The sequence below is a fragment of the Acinetobacter sp. 797_lipA genome, assembly GCF_058243025.1.
Genome location: NZ_JBZAYQ010000001.1, coordinates 288,025 through 310,217, shown reverse-complemented (window position 1 = coordinate 310,217; position 22,193 = coordinate 288,025). Strand labels below are relative to the sequence as shown.

At 43.5% G+C, this 22,193-nt stretch carries 20 protein-coding genes, 1 tRNA gene and 4 pseudogenes; 10 read left to right on the top strand and 15 right to left on the bottom strand.

All coding sequences use genetic code 11. The features are described from left to right. Positions 1-27: 27 nt before the first annotated feature. The 10 genes and pseudogenes from AC4CU2_RS01430 to AC4CU2_RS01385 all read right to left on the bottom strand — a co-directional run bounded on the left by AC4CU2_RS01430 (position 28) and on the right by AC4CU2_RS01385 (position 11,448). Positions 28-834, bottom strand: a complete 807-nt coding sequence (locus AC4CU2_RS01430) for a putative RNA methyltransferase (RefSeq protein ID WP_094148984.1) — start codon at positions 832-834, stop codon at positions 28-30. 69 nt (positions 835-903) lie between these two features. Further along, positions 904-2,022: a phospho-N-acetylmuramoyl-pentapeptide-transferase gene (gene mraY / locus AC4CU2_RS01425; RefSeq protein WP_004691502.1), complete on the bottom strand. Its 1,119-nt coding sequence runs from the start codon at positions 2,020-2,022 to the stop codon at positions 904-906. After that, entirely contained in the window at positions 2,023-3,432 is a 1,410-nt protein-coding gene (locus tag AC4CU2_RS01420) for a UDP-N-acetylmuramoyl-tripeptide--D-alanyl-D-alanine ligase (RefSeq protein ID WP_438330949.1), read from the bottom strand. A 9-nt stretch (positions 3,433-3,441) separates the two neighbouring features. After that, the gene (locus AC4CU2_RS01415) at positions 3,442-4,938 is read right to left on the bottom strand and encodes a UDP-N-acetylmuramoyl-L-alanyl-D-glutamate--2,6-diaminopimelate ligase (RefSeq protein ID WP_438330948.1); all 1,497 of its coding nucleotides are present in this window, start codon (positions 4,936-4,938) and stop codon (positions 3,442-3,444) included. A 7-nt stretch (positions 4,939-4,945) separates the two neighbouring features. Next, the gene (ftsI, locus tag AC4CU2_RS01410) at positions 4,946-6,769 is read right to left on the bottom strand and encodes a penicillin-binding protein PBP3 (protein ID WP_130235298.1); all 1,824 of its coding nucleotides are present in this window, start codon (positions 6,767-6,769) and stop codon (positions 4,946-4,948) included. Between the two features lie 12 nt (positions 6,770-6,781). Then, positions 6,782-7,114 (bottom strand): cell division protein FtsL, encoded by a 333-nt coding sequence (gene ftsL / locus AC4CU2_RS01405; RefSeq protein ID WP_004691506.1) that lies wholly within the window; start codon positions 7,112-7,114, stop codon positions 6,782-6,784. Further along, positions 7,114-8,037, bottom strand: coding sequence for a 16S rRNA (cytosine(1402)-N(4))-methyltransferase RsmH (gene rsmH / locus AC4CU2_RS01400; RefSeq protein ID WP_058951622.1), 924 nt, complete (start codon positions 8,035-8,037; stop codon positions 7,114-7,116). The genes ftsL and rsmH overlap by 1 nt, the downstream gene beginning before the upstream one ends. 187 nt (positions 8,038-8,224) lie before the next feature. Beyond that, complete coding sequence (locus AC4CU2_RS01395; RefSeq protein ID WP_058870429.1) at positions 8,225-9,244, bottom strand: sulfate ABC transporter substrate-binding protein; 1,020 nt, start codon at positions 9,242-9,244, stop codon at positions 8,225-8,227. Between the two features lie 252 nt (positions 9,245-9,496). Next, positions 9,497-10,420, bottom strand: a pseudogene (locus tag AC4CU2_RS01390) (sulfate ABC transporter substrate-binding protein). Continuing rightward, a complete protein-coding gene (locus AC4CU2_RS01385; RefSeq protein ID WP_438330947.1) occupies positions 10,390-11,448 on the bottom strand; it encodes an RNA-guided endonuclease InsQ/TnpB family protein in 1,059 nt (352 codons plus the stop codon). The pseudogene AC4CU2_RS01390 and the gene AC4CU2_RS01385 overlap by 31 nt, the downstream one beginning before the upstream one ends. A gap of 20 nt (positions 11,449-11,468) precedes the next feature. Between AC4CU2_RS01385 and AC4CU2_RS01380 the strand changes: the two are divergent. The 5 genes and pseudogenes from AC4CU2_RS01380 to tnpA (AC4CU2_RS01360) all read left to right on the top strand — a co-directional run. Beyond that, a pseudogene (locus AC4CU2_RS01380) lies at positions 11,469-11,630 on the top strand (transposase); the annotation flags it as partial. A gap of 76 nt (positions 11,631-11,706) precedes the next feature. Continuing rightward, positions 11,707-12,135, top strand: a complete 429-nt coding sequence (tnpA, locus tag AC4CU2_RS01375) for an IS66-like element accessory protein TnpA (RefSeq protein WP_005401365.1) — start codon at positions 11,707-11,709, stop codon at positions 12,133-12,135. Beyond that, complete coding sequence (gene tnpB / locus AC4CU2_RS01370; protein ID WP_004691523.1) at positions 12,132-12,467, top strand: IS66 family insertion sequence element accessory protein TnpB; 336 nt, start codon at positions 12,132-12,134, stop codon at positions 12,465-12,467. Before tnpA (AC4CU2_RS01375) ends, tnpB begins: the two co-directional genes overlap by 4 nt. Before the next feature lie 74 nt (positions 12,468-12,541). Continuing rightward, positions 12,542-14,188: an IS66 family transposase gene (gene tnpC / locus AC4CU2_RS01365; RefSeq protein WP_490768173.1), complete on the top strand. Its 1,647-nt coding sequence runs from the start codon at positions 12,542-12,544 to the stop codon at positions 14,186-14,188. A gap of 32 nt (positions 14,189-14,220) precedes the next feature. Continuing rightward, positions 14,221-14,484: pseudogene (gene tnpA, locus AC4CU2_RS01360) on the top strand (IS200/IS605 family transposase); the annotation flags it as partial. A 72-nt stretch (positions 14,485-14,556) separates the two neighbouring features. On the opposite strand, the gene AC4CU2_RS01355 reads toward tnpA (AC4CU2_RS01360), so the two are convergent. Beyond that, positions 14,557-14,799: a hypothetical protein gene (locus tag AC4CU2_RS01355; RefSeq protein WP_026056400.1), complete on the bottom strand. Its 243-nt coding sequence runs from the start codon at positions 14,797-14,799 to the stop codon at positions 14,557-14,559. Between the two features lie 101 nt (positions 14,800-14,900). Then, positions 14,901-15,541, bottom strand: a pseudogene (locus AC4CU2_RS01350) (transposase); the annotation flags it as partial. A 411-nt stretch (positions 15,542-15,952) separates the two neighbouring features. On the opposite strand from AC4CU2_RS01350, the gene AC4CU2_RS01345 reads away from it, so the two are divergent. The 5 genes from AC4CU2_RS01345 to AC4CU2_RS01325 all read left to right on the top strand — a co-directional run bounded on the left by AC4CU2_RS01345 (position 15,953) and on the right by AC4CU2_RS01325 (position 19,485). Beyond that, on the top strand, positions 15,953-16,237 hold the full coding sequence (locus AC4CU2_RS01345) for a hypothetical protein (RefSeq protein ID WP_490768172.1): 285 nt from the start codon (positions 15,953-15,955) through the stop codon (positions 16,235-16,237). A gap of 148 nt (positions 16,238-16,385) precedes the next feature. After that, a complete protein-coding gene (gene gltX / locus AC4CU2_RS01340) occupies positions 16,386-17,894 on the top strand; it encodes a glutamate--tRNA ligase (RefSeq protein ID WP_490768171.1) in 1,509 nt (502 codons plus the stop codon). Between the two features lie 92 nt (positions 17,895-17,986). Then, a tRNA-Glu gene (locus AC4CU2_RS01335) sits at positions 17,987-18,062 on the top strand. A gap of 152 nt (positions 18,063-18,214) precedes the next feature. After that, entirely contained in the window at positions 18,215-18,556 is a 342-nt protein-coding gene (locus AC4CU2_RS01330; RefSeq protein WP_005401372.1) for a hypothetical protein, read from the top strand. 149 nt (positions 18,557-18,705) lie between these two features. After that, positions 18,706-19,485 carry a DUF4198 domain-containing protein gene (locus tag AC4CU2_RS01325; protein ID WP_438330946.1) on the top strand — a complete coding sequence of 260 codons (780 nt, stop codon included), beginning with the start codon at positions 18,706-18,708 and terminating at the stop codon, positions 19,483-19,485. Here the strand turns inward: AC4CU2_RS01325 and AC4CU2_RS01320 are convergent, their stop codons facing one another. From AC4CU2_RS01320 to ettA, 3 genes are all read right to left on the bottom strand, one after another. After that, positions 19,486-19,980, bottom strand: a complete 495-nt coding sequence (locus tag AC4CU2_RS01320) for an IS630 family transposase (RefSeq protein WP_438330945.1) — start codon at positions 19,978-19,980, stop codon at positions 19,486-19,488. 47 nt (positions 19,981-20,027) lie between these two features. Further along, positions 20,028-20,333, bottom strand: a complete 306-nt coding sequence (locus AC4CU2_RS01315; protein WP_000122230.1) for an IS630 transposase-related protein — start codon at positions 20,331-20,333, stop codon at positions 20,028-20,030. A 123-nt stretch (positions 20,334-20,456) separates the two neighbouring features. After that, complete coding sequence (gene ettA, locus AC4CU2_RS01310) at positions 20,457-22,118, bottom strand: energy-dependent translational throttle protein EttA (protein WP_004691537.1); 1,662 nt, start codon at positions 22,116-22,118, stop codon at positions 20,457-20,459. Positions 22,119-22,193: the final 75 nt, after the last annotated feature.

The window sequence follows — 22,193 nt, the reverse complement described above, 5'->3', positions numbered from 1 at the left end:
AGCCCGCATCTGCGGGCTTTTTTATACTTATGCTTTTTTCTGAAACAGTAAAATTTGATACTGCGCTTGTAGTTCAAAAGCTGTTTGAGCCTCTAAAGCTTCACGGCGCTCTTGTTTTGCTTTATAGGCATAAGGGGTCATGGCAATCAGGTTTTTTAAGTCCTGCTGATTAAGCTTAAGTTCAGCATCAACAACATCATCACTCACCAAGTCAAATGCATCACTCAACTGCTCTACAAATTTGCTCGGTTCATGCGGCTTCACCTCTTCGAACAGAGCTTCACGCATGGCATACAAATGCTGAGGCGCAGGCGTCACTACAAATAAATATCCTTGCGGCTTGAGCACCCTTAAAATCTCTTGTTTTGGAATCGGGCTAAATAAACTGCTACATAAATCAATTGACTGATCCAGTACAGGTAAAGTTGCTCCAGTACCCACAACCCAAGTAATCTTTTTATTGATTTTCGCAGCCACTTGCACTGCATTTTTCGCAATATCGACACCAACACATTGCAGCACTTCAGCCTGCATCGCGTCTGTGTAATAGCCTTCACCACAGCCAATATCGAGTAAATTTTCAATACGTAAATCACGCACCTTATTTACAACTGCTTGCTGTAAAGGCGCGTAATGACCTGCACTTAAGAAGGCACGGCGGGCTTGTACCGACTCAGGCGTATCCCCCGGATTTTTGCTGTGCTTATGTTGGACGACATGCAGATTGACGTAGCCTTGTTTCGCCACATCATAACTATGTGAATTCGCACAGCGCCATGTTCTTTCGTTTAAAGTTAGAGTCTCACGACACACAGGACACATGAGCAGATTCATTATTTTCTCCAAGACATTACCTCACGCATAAAAAAAGCCGGCAAATACCGACTCTTTTCATACTTTTGCTTAGCGCAATTTTAAAGTCATTAGCCCTAAAACTACCAGCATAATTGTGATAATCCAAAAACGAATCACCACTTGGGTTTCACGCCAGCCTTTTTTCTCATAATGGTGGTGTAAAGGTGCCATCAGAAATACCCGTTTATTGCGCATTCTGAGAGAACCAATTTGCAAGAAGACTGAAATCGCTTCGACCAAAAACACACCAGCCATAATGGCAAAGACAATTTCCTGACGAACCATGACCGCAATTGTACCGAGCATTGCACCCAATGATAATGCACCCACATCGCCCATAAAAACCTGTGCAGGGTGTGCATTAAACCAAAGGAAGGCTAGACCTGCGCCAATCATGGCTGCACAAATCACCACCAACTCAGAAGCAAAGCGCACATAAGGAATATGTAAATAATTGGCAAAACGGACATCACCGGCCAAATATGCAAATACACCTAAACCCGCTGCAACCAGCACTACAGGCATAATCGCTAAACCGTCCAAACCATCGGTCAGGTTCACGGCATTTGATGCACCATTAATCACCAAATAGGTGAAAATGATAAAACCAATACCCAGCGGAATCACCGATAAAGGAATACTTAAATCTTTAAAAAATGGAATCAGCAGATCCAGCATATTTGCGGTATGTACAGGATTGCTCTGTTGCTGTGCAATTACATATAGTGCAATACCAGCACCCAGTGACGCAAGCGACGTCCAGAAGAACTTTTTACGGGCAGGTAAGCCAGCATTGTCTTTATAGCGAATCTTGATCCAGTCATCGGCCCAACCCACTGCACCAAAAATCACCATCACTGCCAAGACAATCCATACATAAGGGTTGGATAAGTCTGCCCACAACAGTGTGGAGATACCAATTGAGAGTAAGATCAGCACCCCACCCATGGTTGGTGTACCCATTTTTTTGGCATGATTTTCAGGAGCATATGAACTCACGGCTTGACCATATTTGAGTGCTTGCAACTTGCGAATCATCACAGGACCGAGCACTAGACCAATGGTCAGTGCGGTTAAAACACTGAGCAAAGAACGCAATGTTAAATAACGAACCACCTGAAACGAACTATGGTAGCCCGCCAGTTGTTCAAATAACCATAACAACATTTAGAGTTTCTCCATCAAATCAGCCATCAACGTTTCCATATGGGTATAACGAGAACCTTTAAACAGGAAACTCATAGACTGGGGTTGATGTGTTTCAATTAAACTGAGTAAGAACGGCAAAGCCTGCTCTTGATTCAAAAAAGCCTGCATTTTTTTGCCATATTGGGTGCTGCGTGCACCTTCTTGTGCCGCAGGTGCAAATTCACCGACAGCCACTACGAAGTTCAGCCCTTTCACTGAGACCAAATCACGCCCCAGCATATAGTGCTGCTGTGCAGCAGAGCTACCTAGCTCACCGATATCACCCATCACCATCACCCGAACCCCCTCTTGCTGTGCAAGCACTTCAGCAGCGGCACGCATAGAAGTTGGGTTGGCATTATAGGTATCATCAATCAACAAATGACGGCCTTGTTGAATAAAGTTCAAACGCCCTTTTGCACCGACCGCTTGCTCAAGGCCAAGCACGATATCATCCAAGCTAATACCAATCGCTAAAGCAAAAGCTGCCGCAGCGGTTGCATTTTGAACATTATGCTCCCCAGCAAATGGTAAATTCACCTGACGCACGCCTTGCGGGGTATTCAACTTAAACGTTGCAGATTGCGCCTGTAGTTCAATCTCAGTCGCAAAGACTTCTCCACCCGCACCAAAGCTGAGCACCTGTTCAGTTTGCACTGCTTGACGAATGCTATCGGCAAAATCATCGGCCGCAGGAACAATCGCTGTACCATTTGCAGTAATATGCGCATAAATCTCAGACTTGGCACGGCAGATGCCATCGCGTCCACCAAACTCACCCAAGTGTGCTGTACCAATATTGATAATGCCTGCAACCAAAGGCTGGACCAAATTCGAAGTATAGTCAATTTCACCTTGATGGCTTGCACCCAACTCCATCACTGCATATTGATGCTCAGGACGTAATTCCAATAACATGACTGGCACACCCAGGTCGTTATTCAGATTGCCACGGGTCACCAACGTTGGTGCTATACGTGACAAAATACTGCCTAACATTTCTTTGGTGGTGGTTTTACCACTACTACCCGTCAGCGCAATCACTTTTAGCTGTGGGTTTTGTGCACGACGATAAGCCCCCAGCTGTCCCAATGCCAAACGTGTATCAGGCACCACCAACTGACAAATCTCTGCATCTATAGGCTGACTCACAATGGCCACTTGGCAACCTTGTTCAGCAACTTGCGTAATAAAAGCATGTGCATCAAAACGTTCGCCTTTGAGTGCTAAGAAAGCATCTCCTGCTTCTGCATCACGCGAATCCGTCAAAATACGTTTAATTTCAGTATTTGGCGCTTGATCATTTAGCCAATAACCTTGGGTGGCTTCGAGTAACTGTGCGGCGGTCCATGACACTAAAGGCACTGTGCTGGTTGTTGAGGTATGCATACGACTTCCTTAGTGTGCAGGATAAGCAGAATCAGTAGTGTGGTGCTGTGCATCAATCGCGGATTGCACTTCGACGACATCGTCAAACCAATGCCGAACACCCTCTATTTCTTGATAGTTTTCATGACCTTTGCCTGCAATCACGACAATATCACCCGATTGGGCGTGTTGAACGGCAAATTTAATCGCTTCACGACGATCATGGATTTCATGAACCACACGGTTTGAGAAATCAATCCCCGCTTTCATATCGGCAAAAATTTGCTCAGGATTTTCTGTACGTGGGTTATCTGAAGTCAACAACACCACATCTGCTCCGTTTAATGCTGCTTGGGTCATGAGTGGCCGTTTGCCACGGTCGCGGTCTCCACCACAGCCAAATACCGCCCAGAGTTGCTGCTCTACATGGCGCTTCAACGTGCTTAAGACTTGCACCAGAGCATCAGGCGTATGCGCATAATCAACCACAAATAAACGCGCATCATCACGAATCACTTGCATACGGCCTGGTGCACCTTTGAGTTGTGCTGTCATAGCAACCACATCGGCTAAATCAAAACCCGCTTGTTCAACCATAATTAAACTTGCGACCAAATTTTCAATATTAAAATGACCCAATAATGGGTTCTGTACCTGATATTCGGCCTGTGCCGTACACAGGCTAAAGTTCGCACCCGTCAGGCTATATTGAATATTCTTCACCTGATAGTCTGCAGGCTGTGTGGTTGAATAGGTTAAAATTTTCGGTTGGGCTGGATTATTTTGTGCCGCTTGAATCATGACTCCAGCATGCTCATCATCCAGATTGATGACTGCAACTTTCAATGATGGAAATTGAAACAAGCGAGATTTAGCTTCGGCATAGGCCTCAAGCGTGCCATGGTAGTCCAAATGGTCGCGACTTAAGTTGCTATACGCAGCAATTTCAATTTCACTGCCCGCTAAACGGCCTTGTTCCAAACCATGTGAAGAGGCTTCAATCGATGCAAATTCAGCACCTTGCTTGGCATAGCTATGTAATGCATTTTGTAAGTGCAGCGCATCCAAGGTAGTATGCGACGATGCTTCTAAATTGGGTAAAATCCCATTACCTGTCGTGCCCATCACAGCACAAGACTGACCTTGCAACATCAACAGCTCAGCAACCAAACGAGAAATGGTGGTTTTACCATTGGTTCCTGTCACCGCTAAAATGCGAGCAGGCTGGACTTGGCTAGTGGCCAACAAAAATTGCTTTTGCCAGCCTCCCATCAAGTGACGCACATTCGGCACCACAATACTGTTTTCAAGTGCAAGCTCAGTTTCACTCACCACCGCTAAAGCCCCTTTGTCCAAGGCTATTTGCGCAAACTGCTCTGTTTTCTCAGGTTGTGAAAGTGATGTCAGCGCAATAAAAATTTGCCCTGCCTGTACTTTACGACTATCAAGAACAAAACCTTGAAATGGCTGTGCCATCCATTCAGCGCTTAAGTTAGCGGTGTAGAGTTGTTGAAATGTAATGGACATTCATCACCTATCTCTTGATTACAGGAGCATCTAAAGGTTTATCTAAAGGCACGTTCATTAAACGTAAGGATTCTTGCATAACACGGGCAAATACAGGCGCAGACACCGTACCACCATAGTAGGTCCCTTGCGGGTTTTCGACCACAACCACCATCGCTAAACGCGGGTCGCTGACTGGTGCAACACCGGCAAAAAGTGCACGATATTCATTGGTTGAGTAGCCTTTACGGTCAGCACGTAACTTATGCGCGGTTCCTGTTTTACCACCTACACGGTAACCCGGAATGGTTGCACGAGTCGCGGTACCACCCGGTAAGGTTGCCGTTTCCATCATCAACAAAACTTGATCCGCAATTTTTGGATCAATCATTTGTTCACCACGGGGAGGCGCATCTAACTTATACAAACTCAAAGGCATTTTCACACCTTTGTTAGCCAACATGGCATAAGCATCCACCATTTGCAGCACAGTCGCATTTAAGCCATAGCCATACGCCATGGTCGCCACTTCCGATACATTCCATTTACTTGGTGGAAGAATTAAACCACCACTTTCACCCGGGAATTTAACAGCTGAACGCTGACCAAAACCGAGACGTTTATAAAAAGTCGGTAAAGTTGCATAAGGGAGAGACAAAGCAATTTTAGCCACACCCACGTTAGACGATTTTTGAATAATTCCACCCAAAGTCAGTGGACCATAGTTATGTGTATCTCGAATGGTGTGGTTGCCGACTCGCATCGAACCCGGAGTGGTATTAACCACAGTATTCGGCATGTATTTGCCGCTTTCCAAGGCCATTGAAATGGTCAAAGGCTTCATGGTTGAACCCGGTTCGAAAGAGTCAACCGCACCACGGTTACGCATGGCGTCTTTATTGGACAAACTGTTTTTATCGTTCGGGTTATACGACGGCCAAGACGCCATCGCTAAAATTTCACCTGTTTTCACATCGACCGCAATTGCTGTTGCAGAACGTGCATTATTGGCTACGCCCGCAGCGGTCAGTTCACGGTACATAATGTACTGAAGGCGTGAGTCAATACTGAGCGTAATATTTTCGCCCGGCTCAACTTCTTTAATTACCTCTGCATCTTTAAAACGATTGCCCTTTTTATCTCGAACAATTTGCTGCTCACCATCAATACCCGACAGGCGTTGATTCAGCTGCATTTCTAAACCTTCAATGCCCGAACCTTCACTGTTGGTCAAACCAATAATTTGCGCATTCGGTTGTGGTTGTGGATAGTAACGCTTGTAGTTCTTTTCGGTATACACCCCTTGGAACTCACGTTTTGCAATCAGTTCAGCTTGCTGAGGTGGCACTTCTTTTTTTAAGACCAAGTAGCGCGAACGCGGACGTTCATTCAGTTTCCGCTTCAGTTCCGCACGATCCATGCCCACGGCATCAGCCAACTCATCCAGATTTAAGTTTTTGTCTGGTAATTGACGCTTCAATTTACGATTGTGTGGATCTTTGGCTAATTCAGCGGTAATTTCATCAAACAGTTTTTTATTATCAAAATAATCACGCGGGTCAATCACCACTTTCATAATCGGCGTACTGATCGCCAAAGGCACACCATGACGGTCATAAATCACACCACGCATGGCTTTAATTTTTTCTGTTCTTAAAATATTGGCATTGGCTTTATTTTGCAAAAACTCAGTATTAATAACCTGTACGTAAAAAGCACGTCCAACCAAAGCAATAAAGCAGGCTAAAACCACAGCCCACATGAGATAAAAGCGCCACATTTCAACCTGTAGAGCCGATTTTTCAGTCACCGCTTGCTGTTTTTTACGAGTGGGTTTACGCTTTTCTACCATGTTACAGCGGCCTTATTTTTTGTCTTCTGAAGTCGTGGGTAAAGAAATCACTACGGTTTGCGCCGCAGGTGGTGAATACATCCGCAGTTGCGTCACCGCGCGCGTTCCAATTTGTGCAGTTGCGCCAAAAGTTTGCTGTTCAATCAGCAAACGGCCCCACTCTGCATTTAGGTCATCACGCTCGCGCATAAAAGAGCTCATTTCGCGATAGTCATGGCGGTATTCAAACACTTGGAACACCACCATCATGGCACTGATAAACACCAGCACCAATAAAATGACATAGGCAATCAGCTTCTTAAACTTTAACTTTGTTGGAATTTTTTCAACGACTTCAGTTTTCATTATTCGCCTTTAAGTGCTAAGCGCTCTGCAACTCTAAGCCATGCACTACGTGAACGTGGATTGGCTTTAACTTCTGCATCACTTGCTTTCACACGTGATACTTTCTTTAAACGACGTGTATCTGGTCGTTGTTGTGGCATACCCCAACCCATATCTTCCTCAAGTGTCGACTCTTTTTGAATAAATTGTTTAATTAATCGATCTTCTAAGGAATGGAAGCTAATCACAGCCAAGCGACCATTCGGTTTTAATACGTCTACCGCTTGCGGTAGGAAAACTTCAATATCTTCTAATTCTTTATTAATGGCAATACGAATTGCTTGGAAAGTTCGTGTTGCGGCATGTTTATTTTTTTCCCATTTCGGGTGCGCCACTTTCACAATTTCAGCCAACTGCGCGGTGGTTTCAATCAACCCAGCTGCTTTAATCGCTTTGGCAATACGACGGCTATAACGCTCTTCACCGTATTGGAAAATAATATTGGCTAACGCTTCTTCCTCAATATTCACTAGCCACTGCGCTGCAGTTGGACCTTTTGAATTGTCCATACGCATATCCAGTGGTCCATCTTTCATAAAACTAAAGCCACGCTCCGCCTGATCAAGCTGCGGTGAAGATACGCCCAAATCGGCCATAACCCCATCGACCAAGCCAATACCGCGTACTTCTAACTCATGCTTAAGGTCAGCAAAGCTGGCATGGATAATTTTAAAACGTGGATCTTCTTGTTCTAAAATCGCGGCTGTTTCCAGTGCTTGCGGGTCTTTATCAAAACCATAGACACGTGCATTTTCATCCAGCTTAGACAACAGCAAACGCGTATGTCCGCCACGACCAAACGTCCCGTCAATGAAAATCCCTGTATTGCGATCTGCTACCAAAGCATCAACAGTTTCGTGAAGTAATACAGAAATATGCGACATAAAGACTCAATATGATCGGAAGGAAAAATGTAACTGCACATTATTACCTTGTTTTAACAAAGCTCCAAACGACTTTTTGTAGGGAAATATTACTTTTCATAGACAAAACCGTTTTTAAACGGCATTCATTATCAAAAAAGCCTCCCAAGGGAGGCTTTGTAAGCAGCAGCTGAAATAATTAACTGGATTATTTACGGCTATTATAGATTTGGTCGAAAGTCGCCCCATTCACAAAGTGGGTCTTTTGAGCATTGGCCCAACCACCAAACACTTCATCAATGGTGAAGGTTTTTAACGGTGGAAATTGCGCTTTATATTTTTCTAGAATTGCCGCATTACGCGGACGATAGAAGTGTTTCGCCGCCATTTCCTGACCCAGTGGTGAATATAAATAGTTGATATAACCCTGTGCTAACCACTTGTTGCCATTTTTCGCCACGGTCTTATCAACGATTGCCACCGAAGGCTCGGTTAAAATCGAGATCGATGGATAAACAATATCGAACTGATTTTTACCTAAAGTTTTTTGTGTCACTAAGGCTTCATTTTCCCAAGTCAATAACACATCACCAATGCGACGTTCTGCAAAGGTGGTCATAGACGCCCGTGCCGCAGAGTCCATGACTTTCACGTTATGGTACATTTTACCCACGAACTCTTTGGCTTTGGCCTCATTGCCACCGGGTTGTTTCAGTGCATAACCCCAAGCAGACAGATACACCCAACGTGGTAGACCGCCTGTTTTAGGATTAGGCGTAATAATTTGTACACCTGGTTTGGTTAAATCAGACCAATCCTTAATTTTTTTCGGGTTGCCTTTACGTACCATGAACACAATGGTCGATGTATAAGGCGCAGAGTTATTTGGGAACTCTTTTTGCCAACCCGGCTGGATTTGACCTGATTTAACAATTTCTTCAATGTCATTGGCTAAGGCCAAGGTCACCACATCCCCTTTTAGACCATCCACGACCGAACGGGCTTGTTTACCTGAACCCCCGTGTGACTGTTTAAAATCGACCGTTTGTCCAGTACGACTTTGCCAATAAGCACCAAAGGATTTATTGAACTCATCGTAAAATTCACGTGTTGCATCATAGGAGACATTGAGCATAGTACGGTCAGCTGCTTGAGCTGATGTCATACTGAATGTCAGACCTGTTGCCACTACGGCAGCAGCCCAGAGAGATTTCAAATGCGTTTTCATAGCGTATTAAATTAAATATCAAGAATTATGCTAAATATATGAAACAAAATCATAAATCGCAATTCGCTTTTGTTTTTTAAATACACATTATTTTTACATCACTAAGACTTAATGAATTGTTTTTATTTAAAATAATAGCAAACACTTTACTTATTCTTATTATATACATTTTTATGCTTAAAATATAATAAAAGTGGATATGTGTATATCCACTTTTATGTTCGAACGTGATCGCGTCAAACCATAGCACGTTTATTTTTCAGTATAAATTTGATCAAAGATCGCACCATTTACAAAGTGAGTTTTCTGCGCTTTGGTCCACCCTCCAAAGACATCATTAATATTAAAGGTTTTTTGCTTTGGAAATTGCGCAAGGTATTTGTTCGCCACTTGTTTATTTCGTGGACGGAAGAAATGCTTCGCCGCCAACTCCTGCCCTTTTGGCGAATACAGATAGTTTAAATAGCCCTTGGCCAAATTTCGATTGCCATTTTTGTCCACGGTTTTGTCTACAATCGCAACTGACGGCTCCGCTAAAATCGAAATAGACGGATAAACAATATCGTATTTGTCTTTACCTAGGCCTTGAGTTGCCAGTAAAGCTTCATTTTCCCAAGACAACAACACATCACCTATGCCCCGTTCAGCAAACGTGGTCAATGAACCTCGCGCGCCTGAATCAAGAACTTTGACATTTTGATACAGTTTTTCACCAATTCTTTGGCTTTAGCATCATTACCTCCAGGTTGTTTTAACGCATACCCCCAAGCAGATAAATAGATCCAACGCGGCGCACCGCTTGTTTTTGGATTTGAGGTAATGATCTCACCCCCAGCTTGGTTAAATCATTCCAGTCTTTAATTTGTTTGGATTACCTTTACGCACTAAAAAAACAATGGTTGAAGTATAAGGTGCAGAATTATTTAGAAATTCTTTTTGCCAGTTTTTATCAATTTGTCCAGTATTCACAATTTCATCAATATCATTGGCCAAGGCCACCACATCTGCTTGTAGACCCGTTGCAACGGCACGTGCTTGCTTGCCCGATCCACCATGAGACTGTTTAAAGTTGACCTCCTGCCCAGCTTTGCTTTTCCAATACTGTCCAAAGGCTTGGTTATATTCTTGTTGACATCCTCCCAGACCTAAAGAACGGGGATTCCTCCTCCGAGACACTCATGTCCGAGCGCAAGAATATTCAGTGCGGAATTTATATCCCGATCATGGAGCGTACCGCACTCCATACACTGCCATTCTCTTATTCCAAGACCTGCTCTACCTTTCGGACTGCTAGAGCGTGAGCCACAGCACGAACATGTTTGGGTCGTATAGGCTTCGTTGACTTCTCCATACCATACTCCTGCGTTCTCGCATTTATACTTGAGCATGGTTCTTAGTGTTGTCCAACTGGCATCTAACACTGACTTCGCTAATCTAGTTTGTGCTAATGCTTTAGCATTCACATTGCCAACAAAGATTGCTGCATGTGCATTCACCAGTTTATGGCTGAATTGATGCAACATATTTTGGCGTATATTTTTAATCTTGGCGTGAATCGCTTTGACACGTTTCTTATTTTTTGCTCTTTGAGCAATGCCAAGTTTTTCCTCATATTGGCGATAGATTTTAGGAGCTTCGAGTTTCACACCATCTGAACAAGTGGCTAAATCTTTCAAACCCAAGTCTATGCCAATTGAGCCTTTAGCTATAGCTTTAACTTGTTGAATATCATCAACCACAAGGCAAACATACCAACGTCCACGACTGTCTTCTACAAATGAGCCTGTTTTGACGTTGTATTTGCTTAGTCCGTAGCTGTCCCATAGTTTGAATTGGTGCTTGCCATATTGCACATAGCCATCGGCGTATTTAATGGCTACTTTCTTAAAAGGTATCCAGCCTAATGAGCGTCTTGCAGATTTGTTGTTACTGACACGCCATTTTAGCTTGGCTTTTTTAAACTGCTTTCTTCGTGTAACTAATTCTTCTGCAATTGCCTGTATGGTTTGGCTATGTAAGTTACATTCTTTTGATGTGCCTTTCGTGTATTGAGCAATATCGTATGCTGAAAAGAATTGTTGTTTACGTTGTAGGTGCTTGAAACACAAATCATTGACATAATTCCAAACAAAGTTCACCTCTACTGCTAGTTGGTCTAGCATCTTGCAATGTTTGTCTTTTATTCGTAATTTAAGTGTTTTCATTACTAAAATATATTTGGTCTATGAGCAATAGTCAAGAGATTAGAACAGGTCGTCATTGTGTTTTTAATATGCACGTTCATTTAGTCTTTGTCGCTAAATATCGTAGAGATGTTTTTACCAAAGCAATGCTTGAAACAATGCGTGAAGTGTTTGAGCGTGTTTGTTTAGACTTTGAAGGTAAGCGTCCGCTGAACCCCACTTTTTCTAACTCATTAATACCGCGATAGTGTCCACTAAAATTTAAGTGGACACCTATTTATGGATTTAAAGACAGTTATAGACAGCACACCAACCCTAAAAAAGCCCCGTCGAACCTTCACGGCTGAATTTAAACATCAACTTATTCAGCAATGTCAGCAGCCAGACACATCAGTGGCCAAGGTGGCAATGCAACATCAGGTCAATGCGAATCTGTTGCATAAATGGATTCGTCAGTCCAGATCAATGGTTCCATCATTAACACCCCCATCTATTCCACAGACCGACTTCCTTCCCGTCATTCTTCACCCGACTCCAGTCAGACAAGAAGCACCTCCGCCACCTGTACCAGAGAAGAAAGTTGTCGCTCATATTAGGATTCCACTACATGAGGAACCAGGTTCCGTAAGGGGTCAGATGATCGAGATCGACTGGCCGGTGGAGTCAGTAACTGAATTACTGGTGCTGATCCAGGGTTTGACTCAATGATCCGTATTGATGAAATCTGGCTTGCTACCCAGCCGATGGATATGCGTGCAGGTATGGATACTGTCATGACTCAGGTGCTGAGAGCCTTTGGCTACATCAAACCGCATTGCGCTTACCTGTTCTGTAATAAACGTGGCCATCGCATGAAACTGCTGGTACATGATGGATTGGGTATCTGGCTGTGTGCCCGGCGGCTGGAACAGGGAAAATTCCACTGGGTTCAGCTTCATCAGGGTGAAACCGTAGCCCTCAGTCCGGAACAGTTACAGGCATTGATCCAGGGTTTGCCCTGGCAGCGCATTGGACGACAGCAGGTGGTGACTATGCTCTAAACCAGGCTCGTCCATTCTGCTATTCTCCAAACGTTCTATTTCCTCTGCATCATGACATCAGGCATACTGCGGTCATGAATACGCTGCCTGACTTAAGCCAACTGACCCATGAACAACTGCTGGAATTTACCAGACAGTTGGCGATGCAGCATCAGTCTCTGGCACAATCTAAACAACAACTGGAACAATCAAATCAGCAATTAGATGCCAGAGTTCAACATCTTGAAGTCACCAATCAGCAATTAGATTCTAAAGTTCAACATCTTTCTATTCTCAATCAAAAATACGAGCATGAACTCGCACTATTTAAACAGCACAAATTCGGCAGTAAAAACGAACATCTAACCGCAAAACAAATCCATCTGTGGGATGAAGCGGTCGAAGAAGATATCGCAGCAGTTGATCTGGAACTGGAGCGGCTGAATGCAGATAAAACCGATGCAGCGACACAGAAAGCCACAGTCAACAAACCTAAACGTCGACCACTGCCAGATCACCTACCAACCCTCCGTATTGAGCATGAACCAGCATCAACCCAATGCAGTTGTGGCTGCCAACTCCGTCGTATCGGCGAAGATATCAGTGAAAAACTGCATTTCAGACCGGCACAGTTCTATAAGGAACAACATATCCGTGGTAAATGGGTCTGTGATCAGTGTGACATCCTGACTCAACAAGCGATGGCTGCGTATGTTATTGATAAAGGAATCGCTACACCTGAACTGCTCAGCCATGTGCTGGTATCGAAGTATGCCGATCATTTGCCGCTGTACCGTCAGCGCCTGATCTATCAGCGGGCGGGCATTGATCTGTCCAGATCCACGTTATCTGACTGGATTGGTCGCTGCGGTGTGGAACTGGAACCTCTGGCCAATGCCTTAAAACAGGTGGTGCTGCAACAGCGGGTGATCCATGCCGATGAAACGCCGGTCACCATTATGCGGATGGGTGAGAATGAGAAAAAACCGAAGAAAGGTTATGTCTGGGCCTATGCCACCACACAGTACAATCCAGTTCAAGCGGTGATCTATGACTTTCAAGATAGCCGTTCAGGTCAGCATGCAGAAGAGTTCCTGAATGGCTGGCAGGGCCATCTGGTCTGTGATGATTACAGTGGTTATAAAGCACGCTTTAAATCAGGCCAGGTCATAGAGGTGGGCTGCATGGCACATGCACGTCGTAAATTTCATGAACTGCATGTGACCGGGAAAAGTCAGATCGCTGAACAGGCATTACTGATGATTCAGAGACTGTATGCGATAGAAGCAGAACTCAGGAAAAAGACGGATGGTACAGCAGAACACCGCCGCGAATACCGGCAACAGTATAGTCAACCGGTGATGCAACAACTATATGAGTGGCTCAACCAACATCAGCTGACGGTGCCATCGAGTTCCCCAACTGCCCGAGCGATCAACTACAGCCTAAAATGCTGGCCAGCCTTAAGTCGCTATCTGGATAATGGCAATTTGCCCATTGATAATAATTGGTTGGAAAATCAGATGCGTCCCTGGGCCTTGGGACGTAAGAACTGGCTATTTGCAGGTTCGCTGCGTAGTGGTCAACGAGCGGCCAATATCATGACCCTGATCCAGTCAGCAAAACTGAATGGGCTGGATCCGTATGCCTATCTCAGTGATGTGCTGAAAAGGTTACCGACCCATAAAGTGACCCAAATAGAAGAATTACTGCCACACCGCTGGAAATCCAACCCAAGTTAAAAAATAGCTATGGGGTTCAGCGCACGCTTACCTTTGAAGCCGAGTTGGCAGAATTTGATGGTGAAGATGATCATGTCCATCTACTTGTGCATTATCCGCCAAAGGTCGCTATTTCTAGCTTGGTAAATAGTTTAAAAGGTGCTTCCAGTCGTATTTTACGAACCAAGCACCCTGAAATTAGAAGCAAGTTATGGGGTAATGCTTTGTGGTCGCCTAGCTATTTCGCTGCATCATGTGATGGTACACCTATTGGGATTATCAAACAATATATTCAGCAACAGCAAACTCCGCATTAGCAATCCTAGCTAATCCCCACAAGGGGACTAGCGGATTGCAGCCTTACATCCCCGCCCTGAAGGTATAGGTATCTACACATCTTCGTGTGGATACCCCAACGCAATTTTAGCCATTTCCTTTAACTCATCCACCGAATAACTTTCCAGTAGCTTCAAGGTGTTTAATAAGATTGAAAGTCCAGCAAGTATTGATGGTGCACTTTCTCTTTTCCCTCGCTTTTGCTGTCGCCCAGATAGTCGTGTTAGTACGGCTCTTACTCGAGTAGTTTGTTCATCATTACAGCGTTGTATTCGCCATGTCAGTACGCAGGCCATACTCGCAACAAGTAGTTTTCTTAAAATTGCTTGAGGGGTCGTTTGGAGCCACGATTCAACATCATGACCCGCTTGTTTTAGAAGCTTGAAGTAGCTTTCAATTGACCAACGCCAAATTGACGATCCAACAAGTTAGGCGCTGTAGGCAAACGATGGTTTGAATCAGTCGTATGCTTGTATTTACGTGCAATCCTGCTACGTAAACCAAGCTTTTTAAGCATTCTTCCAACGGTTCGTTCGCTCATGCTGTAACCTAAATCATGCATGTCATGTACCAATGAAGGTGCACCCAATCGTGCATGATGCTGCCAATATACGGCTTTTAAATCATTATATTTCTGCGCTAGATTGGCCTGGCATTTTCGCCAGGCATAATAGCCTGAAGTGCTGACACCCAGGCATTTACAGGCAGAAGATACAGTGACTTCATTCACATCCAGATCTTGAATTACCGTGTACTTTTCTTGGCATGATCTGTCAGAAAGTACACATGCGCTTTTTTTAAGATGTCATTGGCGTCCCTGAGCTGTTTGACTTCTTTCTCTAATTCTAAAATCCGCTGTTGTTCTGATGAAAGTTGGCGTTTGCTTGAACCCACTGGATTGGCTTCACGAATCCATTTATCCAATGTTGAATAACCAACACCTAATTTCTGGGCGATTGCAGCTATAGGTTCGTGGGGGTTTGAAAGTGCATAATCAATCGCTTGCTGTTTAAATTCAGGACTAAAACGTTTAGCCATTTCTTGAATCTCCAAAGATTAAAGTTACGTTATCTTTAGAGGGACGTGCTGTCCATTATTTTGGCTAGGATCATAGATACCTATACCCTGAAGGCGAGGTTTTACGGCTATACTGATAAAAAGATATCTCTAAAAGGACTATTTTGTGCACTTTTAAGGATAACCCATATCCACCCTCCACAGATCAAGCTCAAAATCTCCATGCTATCTCCACAGTTATTTGGTACAAAAAGCCAAATGATTTATATTTGATGTTTAAATGTCAATTTAGCCCAAATTTGTTTATAATTTTGTAAATTGTGTGACACAGTTCTACTTTTTTATTTGTGAAATCGGTTAAATTGAAACTAGATTACCAATGACTTTAATAAAAATCTGTTCCAATACCATGTTGAGAGGGGGGAAAAGGACATGAAAGCAACATTTTTACATACCGTTACGTTGAGTATCGGCTTGGCTTGTTTTAGCCAACTGGGACATAGTGCAGCCATTCAAAGCAATGACAAAGCGACGATACCCACTGAGAAAACATCGTTGATTGAAAAAGCGATCAGTCAACAAAAAGGCAGTGACCGAACCACGATGACGGATAATGATTTAAAAATCATGACCTCAATCAAAGTTGCACCGACACAAAATTTCTTTGCTACACAAAACCAGCGCTTTAGCCGTTTTGTGCAATCATTGTTCCTCTAAACTAAAAATAAGCCACAGTGTCGTAACCTCTCTCAAGTTATGACATTTGCGCGCAAAAGCCTGATCACTGAATGTTGAATTAAGCATTAAGTGGTCGGGCTTTTTCGTTATAATAGACCTCAATTTACATTCTGAATCATAATTGGCTATGACTGTTCGTACTCGTATTGCACCCTCTCCAACTGGCTTCCCGCATGTGGGCACAGCGTATATTGCGTTATTTAACTTATGCTATGCCAAGCAACATGGTGGTGAATTTATTCTGCGTATCGAAGATACCGACCAACTTCGTTCGACTCCTGAATCGGAAAAAATGATTTTAGATTCATTGCGTTGGTTAGGATTGAATTGGTCTGAAGGTCCGGACATTGGCGGGCCATATGCACCGTATCGCCAGTCTGAACGCATGCATATTTATAAACAATATGCACTGGATTTGGTTGAAAAAGGTCATGCGTTCTACTGCTTTGCTACGAGCGAAGAGTTGGATCAAATGCGTGCAGAACAACAGGCCCGTGGTGAAACACCAAAGTACGATGGTCGTGGTTTAAAATTATCTGCTGAAGAAGTTCAAAGTCGCCTTGCTGCAGGTGAGCCACACGTGATTCGTATGAAAGTGCCCGAAGAAGGCATTTGTACAGTCAATGACTTACTGCGCGGGGAAGTGGAAATTCCTTGGGTGCAAGTGGACATGCAAGTCTTGCTTAAAACAGATGGTTTACCAACCTATCACCTTGCCAATGTGGTCGATGACCATTTGATGCAAATCACCCACGTTTTCCGTGGCGAAGAATGGTTGCCTTCTGCACCTAAACATCAGTTGCTGTATCAATACTTTGGTTGGGAAATGCCTGTACTGGGTCATATGCCATTACTACGTAACCCAGACAAATCAAAACTGTCGAAACGTAAGAACCCAACCTCTATTAACTACTACAAAAATATTGGTGTCTTGCCTGAAGCCTTGTTGAATTACTTAGGCCGTATGGGCTGGTCGATGCCAGATGAACGCGAAAAATTCACATTGGCCGAGATGATTGAACACTTTGACATTCAACGTGTATCCCTCGGTGGTCCAATTTTTGATGTGGAAAAACTGAATTGGCTCAATGGTCAATGGATCAAAGGCTTAAGCCCTGCTGAACTGTTAGATACCTTATTGGCATGGAAAGCAGATCGTAAGATGCTCGAAGACATCGCCGCAGCAATTCAACCTCGTATCAACTTACTTTCAGAAGCGGTGAACTGGTCTGCGCATTACTTTAACCAGTTCCCAAGCTTGACCAAAGAACAGTTTGAAAGCAAGAAACTGAGCGAAGAACAAGTTCGTCAAAGTCTGCAATTTGCGATTTGGCGTTTGGAAAGCATGTTCACATGGAACAATGACACCGTAAGTCAAACCTTGATGGACTTAGCCAACCAAATGGAAATTAAGCTCCGTGACTTTATGCCAGCGTTCTTTATTGCGATTGCCGGTTCAACCGCTTCGACTCCAGTGATGCAAACCATGGTCACCATTGGCCCTGACTTAACCTTCGCGCGCTTACGTCATGCCCTTGAAATTGTCGGTGGTCCAAGCAAAAAAGAAGCAAAAGTTTGGGAAAAACTCAATGAAAGCCTAAAATTGCCGAAAAATGACGCAGTTGATGAAGCTTAATTGATTTTTTAGTTGACGCATGGGCGTTATATCCCTAATATAGCGCTCACACAGAGAGACGGTGTTAACCACTCAACGTGATGCCTCAATAAGTCCCTATCGTCTAGAGGCCTAGGACATCGCCCTTTCACGGCGGTAACCGGGGTTCGAATCCCCGTAGGGACGCCATATTTAAGATGGCAACATCTGGTAAAAAACCCAAGCATTATGACTTGGGTTTTTTATTGCCTCAAAATTATCAGCACTTCATTACCACGCTTTTTTGGCTTTCTGCTCCAATCCGATTAGAATACGGCATAGATTCGAATTTTGGAGTTGTAATGCAATATCGTTGTCCTCAATGTCAAAGCCCAAAAATTATGCCAGTTGCTCAAGCAGGGGTTCCAGCAACGCGCCCTGTTGTGCCTAAAAGTCTGGTTTTTTTGGTTCCAGCCATTTTTGTATTATTACTTTTGGTGCTCATTAGCATCGCAATGTGGCTATTTGGGGATGGCGCTGGCTCAACACTACAAATTGCAACGGTTGTGGTTTTCATCGTGTGTGTAATTGCAGGCTTCTTATTTTACCGCGACCTTCCTGATTTTAAGATTTCAATGCAAGGCTTCATGCAGTCTCAGAAAAAATGGAAATGCCGCGAATGCGACCATGAGTGGGAAATCTAAGCCTTAACTTAGAACCTGCATCCAAAAAGGGAGTCTATGTACTCCCTTTTTATCTGCTCAAAGAATAAATAATAATTATTATCACCTGTTAGTTTTTCTCGATATAATCAAAAACCTCATCTTACGAAATATTTTTAGGCCTAGTCTCTATGAAAAACGCTCTACTCTGCACACTCTTGTTCTTTTCAGTGGCTCAAGCACATGAACCCTACGTCGCTCCACTGGCGTATCACACTGAAAATACCCAAGTCCCTGTATTGAGCGCCTATGCGGAACAAGCCTTTCATCCTGAATATGCCCTAAAAGATATTTCATTCAGCGTTTTCCAACCAAACCAAACACAGACTACGATTCAAGCACAGAAGCACTTAGAATCTGCAACTGCATTTGATCTTAAGCTACCAGAAAAAGGCACCTATACCATTTTTGCCAAAACCTCATATCCAATTGAATATGTACAACATAATCGGCAATGGAAAATCTTTACTGATGTCGCAGCAGATAAAGTCCTGGCCCTAAGCGAGCGTGACTATGTCATACCAAGTGACTTTAAAGGCAAAGTGCCAAGTAAGGTCGCTACGGTTCGCGAATGGAGCATTCAAAGCTATGTGAGCAAAGACAGCACCTCACCTGTTGCTATAACGCCAGCCCCAATTCAAGTCAACTTTAAAACCCATCCAAACCAAATCACGGTGCAACAGCCTGTACAACTACAAATTACTCAAGCAGGCAAAGCTCTTGCACACGCAGAACTCATGGTTCGTGCTCAAGGTGAGCTTGAGCAGCAAGCAAAAAGCACACCTGTGGATGCACAAGGCCATGCCACACTCACTTTTGCACAAGCTGGGCAATACCTAATTGAAGTGAGCGAAAAAGTCGATGCCAAAGCAAAACCTAAAAATCAGTATTACACCATTATCAGCTTATAGTCAAACTACTTTATTATTCATACAGGATTCGAAAAAAACTTGAAATAACTCATCGACTGAATCGATCAACCATTCTTTACGCTTACGTTTAACCCATGCCCACATCTGTTCTATAGGATTTAAATCAGGGCTGTATGTAGGGAGCCAAAGAATTTTATGCCCTTGTTGTTCCAATAACTCCTGAATATCTGCTCTTTTATGAAATGCTGCATTATCCATAACCACTACACTATTTTCTGGTAATGCTGGTATGAGGAATTGCTCAATCCAAAAATGAAAAACATCTGAATTGATTTTGCAGTCAAATAAACCGACTGAAAATAAATACCCTTTATGGATTGCTCCAATGGCATTGGTCTGATTCTTTAATTGCCAATTATATTGCCCTAGACAGGGTACTCCTTTTCGTGAGTAGCCATGAGGTCTGTAATCATGTGACTTAAAACCACTTTCATCCAGATAAATAATCGGGTGGTTTTTTTCTAATTCATTCACTTGCTGAATAAATTTATCCCTAAGCTTCGTATCTGCTCTAGGATGGCTTAACGTCTTTTTTTAACTGTAATATTTAAGCGCTTTAATGCAGCACCAATAGATGAAACACCACAATTAAAACGTGCAGCGCGTTCATATTGATAAGCATCAGGATACTTTTCAACATCTTCACGTAAAGCATCATCGTTAATTTTAGAAGGTTTACGTACACGAGTTTTTTTAATCTCTATACGTTTCTTCCATTCAACAATGGTATTTTTATTAATTTCAAATTGTGCAGCTACCGCTCGAATAGAATAACCTTCCTCAAGCTTAGCTAAAATTTTACGTCTAAAATGTTCTGAATAACTCATTGCACCATTGTATTGGTTTTATAATGATTTGACTATACAAGTGAATACCCCTAAAACGCCTTAAGCGGCAATTGCTAAGCATAAAAAAACCAGCCCGAAGGCTGGTTTTTTTATGCGGGGAAATTAACCGCCAATTTTCTTGTATTTGGTCCGTTTTTGAACTGCAGCATCACCCAAACGCGCTAAACGATAGGCTTCATACTCAGCATAGTTACCTTCGTAGAATTCAGGCTGTTCGTTTTCAAATGACAAAATGTGCGTTGCAATACGGTCAAGGAACCAACGGTCGTGCGACACTACCATTACCGTACCTGGGAATACAAGAATTGCATCCTCAAGTGCACGTAAGGTTTCGATATCCAAGTCGTTCGATGGCTCATCCAGTAAGATCACGTTTGCGCCCATTTGCAGGATTTTCGCAAGTTGTAAACGGTTACGCTCACCACCTGACAACTCACCTACACGCTTCTGCTGGTCTTGACCTTTAAAGTTAAAGCGACCGATATAAGCACGTGATGCAATTTCATAATCGCCAATTCTTAAGATATCCAAACCGCCAGAAACTTCTTCCCAAACGGTTTTATTGTTATCTAAGGTGTCACGAATCTGACCCACATACGCTACTTTAACCGACTCACCCAAAGTCACCGTACCTGTATCTGGCTGTTGTTCACCAGTCATCATACGGAACAGTGTGGTTTTACCCGCACCGTTTGGACCCACGATACCCACAATTGCTGTAGGCGGTACGGTAAAGCTTAGGTTTTCGTACAGTACGCGACCATCAAATGATTTGCTGATGCCTTCCACTTCTACGACTTTATTTCCTAGACGTGGACCAGGTGGAATATAGATTTCAGAAGTTTCGTTACGCTGTTGGAATTCGCGTGAGTTAAGCTCTTCAAAACGCTCCATACGCGCTTTGTTTTTCTTTTGCTGACCTTTCGCATTTGAACGAACCCATTCAAGTTCTTTCTTCAATGCTTTAGCAAAAGATTCTTCTTGTTTGTTCTCTTGCTCTAGACGCGCATTCTTCTGCTCTAACCAAGAAGAATAGTTGCCTTGATATGGAATACCCATACCGCGGTCAAGCTCAAGAATCCATTCCGCCACGTTATCCAAGAAATAACGATCGTGCGTAATCGCCACAATCGTGCCGGCAAAGTCTTTCAAGAAACGCTCTAACCAAGACACAGATTCTGCATCCAAGTGGTTCGTCGGTTCGTCTAGAAGTAACATGTCTGGCTTAGATAAAAGCAAACGACACAATGCAACACGACGACGCTCACCACCTGAAAGTAGTGTGACATCCGCATCCCAAGCTGGAAGGTTCAAGGCAGCAGCAGCTTGATCCATTTGGTTGCTCAGGTTATGCGCATCCCATGAATGGATAATCGCTTCAAGTTTTTCTTGCTCTTTTGCCAATGCATCAAAGTCTGCATCTTCTGCTGCATATTCAGCAAATACTTCGTCCAAACGCGCCAAAGCATCCAATGGTTCACGTAAACCATCTTCTACGTTTCCACGGACATCTTTATTTGGATCAAGTGGCGGCTCTTGTTCTAGGTAACCGATTTTGATACCCGGTTGCGCACGTGCTTCACCAGAGAAATCTTTGTCTACGCCCGCCATAATACGAAGCAAGGTCGATTTACCTGCACCGTTTAAACCAAGTACACCAATTTTTGCACCCGGGAAAAATGACAAAGAGATGTCTTTTAAGATTTCGCGCTTAGGCGGAACCATTTTAGACACTCGGTTCATCGTATAAATATATTGGGCCACGTAGGACTCCTCAATAGAAAAACCAAAAAATCGCAAGAAGCGAAAAAATATTTGCGGGCATTATACGATGAATAC

Coding starts and splice junctions, on each gene's coding strand:
- gltX (WP_490768171.1), top strand. CDS start 16,386: ATGACTGTTCGTACTCGTATTGCACCCTCTCCAACTGGCTTCCCGCAT.
- AC4CU2_RS01395 (WP_058870429.1), bottom strand. CDS start 9,244: ATGAAAACGCATTTGAAATCTCTCTGGGCTGCTGCCGTAGTGGCAACA.
- AC4CU2_RS01330 (WP_005401372.1), top strand. CDS start 18,215: ATGCAATATCGTTGTCCTCAATGTCAAAGCCCAAAAATTATGCCAGTT.
- tnpA (WP_005401365.1), top strand. CDS start 11,707: ATGGATTTAAAGACAGTTATAGACAGCACACCAACCCTAAAAAAGCCC.
- tnpC (WP_490768173.1), top strand. CDS start 12,542: ATGAATACGCTGCCTGACTTAAGCCAACTGACCCATGAACAACTGCTG.
- ftsL (WP_004691506.1), bottom strand. CDS start 7,114: ATGAAAACTGAAGTCGTTGAAAAAATTCCAACAAAGTTAAAGTTTAAG.
- AC4CU2_RS01325 (WP_438330946.1), top strand. CDS start 18,706: ATGAAAAACGCTCTACTCTGCACACTCTTGTTCTTTTCAGTGGCTCAA.
- AC4CU2_RS01420 (WP_438330949.1), bottom strand. CDS start 3,432: ATGCATACCTCAACAACCAGCACAGTGCCTTTAGTGTCATGGACCGCC.
- ftsI (WP_130235298.1), bottom strand. CDS start 6,769: ATGGTAGAAAAGCGTAAACCCACTCGTAAAAAACAGCAAGCGGTGACT.
- mraY (WP_004691502.1), bottom strand. CDS start 2,022: ATGTTGTTATGGTTATTTGAACAACTGGCGGGCTACCATAGTTCGTTT.
- AC4CU2_RS01385 (WP_438330947.1), bottom strand. CDS start 11,448: ATGAAAACACTTAAATTACGAATAAAAGACAAACATTGCAAGATGCTA.
- tnpB (WP_004691523.1), top strand. CDS start 12,132: ATGATCCGTATTGATGAAATCTGGCTTGCTACCCAGCCGATGGATATG.
- AC4CU2_RS01315 (WP_000122230.1), bottom strand. CDS start 20,333: ATGAGTTATTCAGAACATTTTAGACGTAAAATTTTAGCTAAGCTTGAG.
- AC4CU2_RS01355 (WP_026056400.1), bottom strand. CDS start 14,799: ATGGCCTGCGTACTGACATGGCGAATACAACGCTGTAATGATGAACAA.
- AC4CU2_RS01345 (WP_490768172.1), top strand. CDS start 15,953: ATGAAAGCAACATTTTTACATACCGTTACGTTGAGTATCGGCTTGGCT.
- AC4CU2_RS01430 (WP_094148984.1), bottom strand. CDS start 834: ATGAATCTGCTCATGTGTCCTGTGTGTCGTGAGACTCTAACTTTAAAC.
- AC4CU2_RS01415 (WP_438330948.1), bottom strand. CDS start 4,938: ATGTCCATTACATTTCAACAACTCTACACCGCTAACTTAAGCGCTGAA.
- rsmH (WP_058951622.1), bottom strand. CDS start 8,037: ATGTCGCATATTTCTGTATTACTTCACGAAACTGTTGATGCTTTGGTA.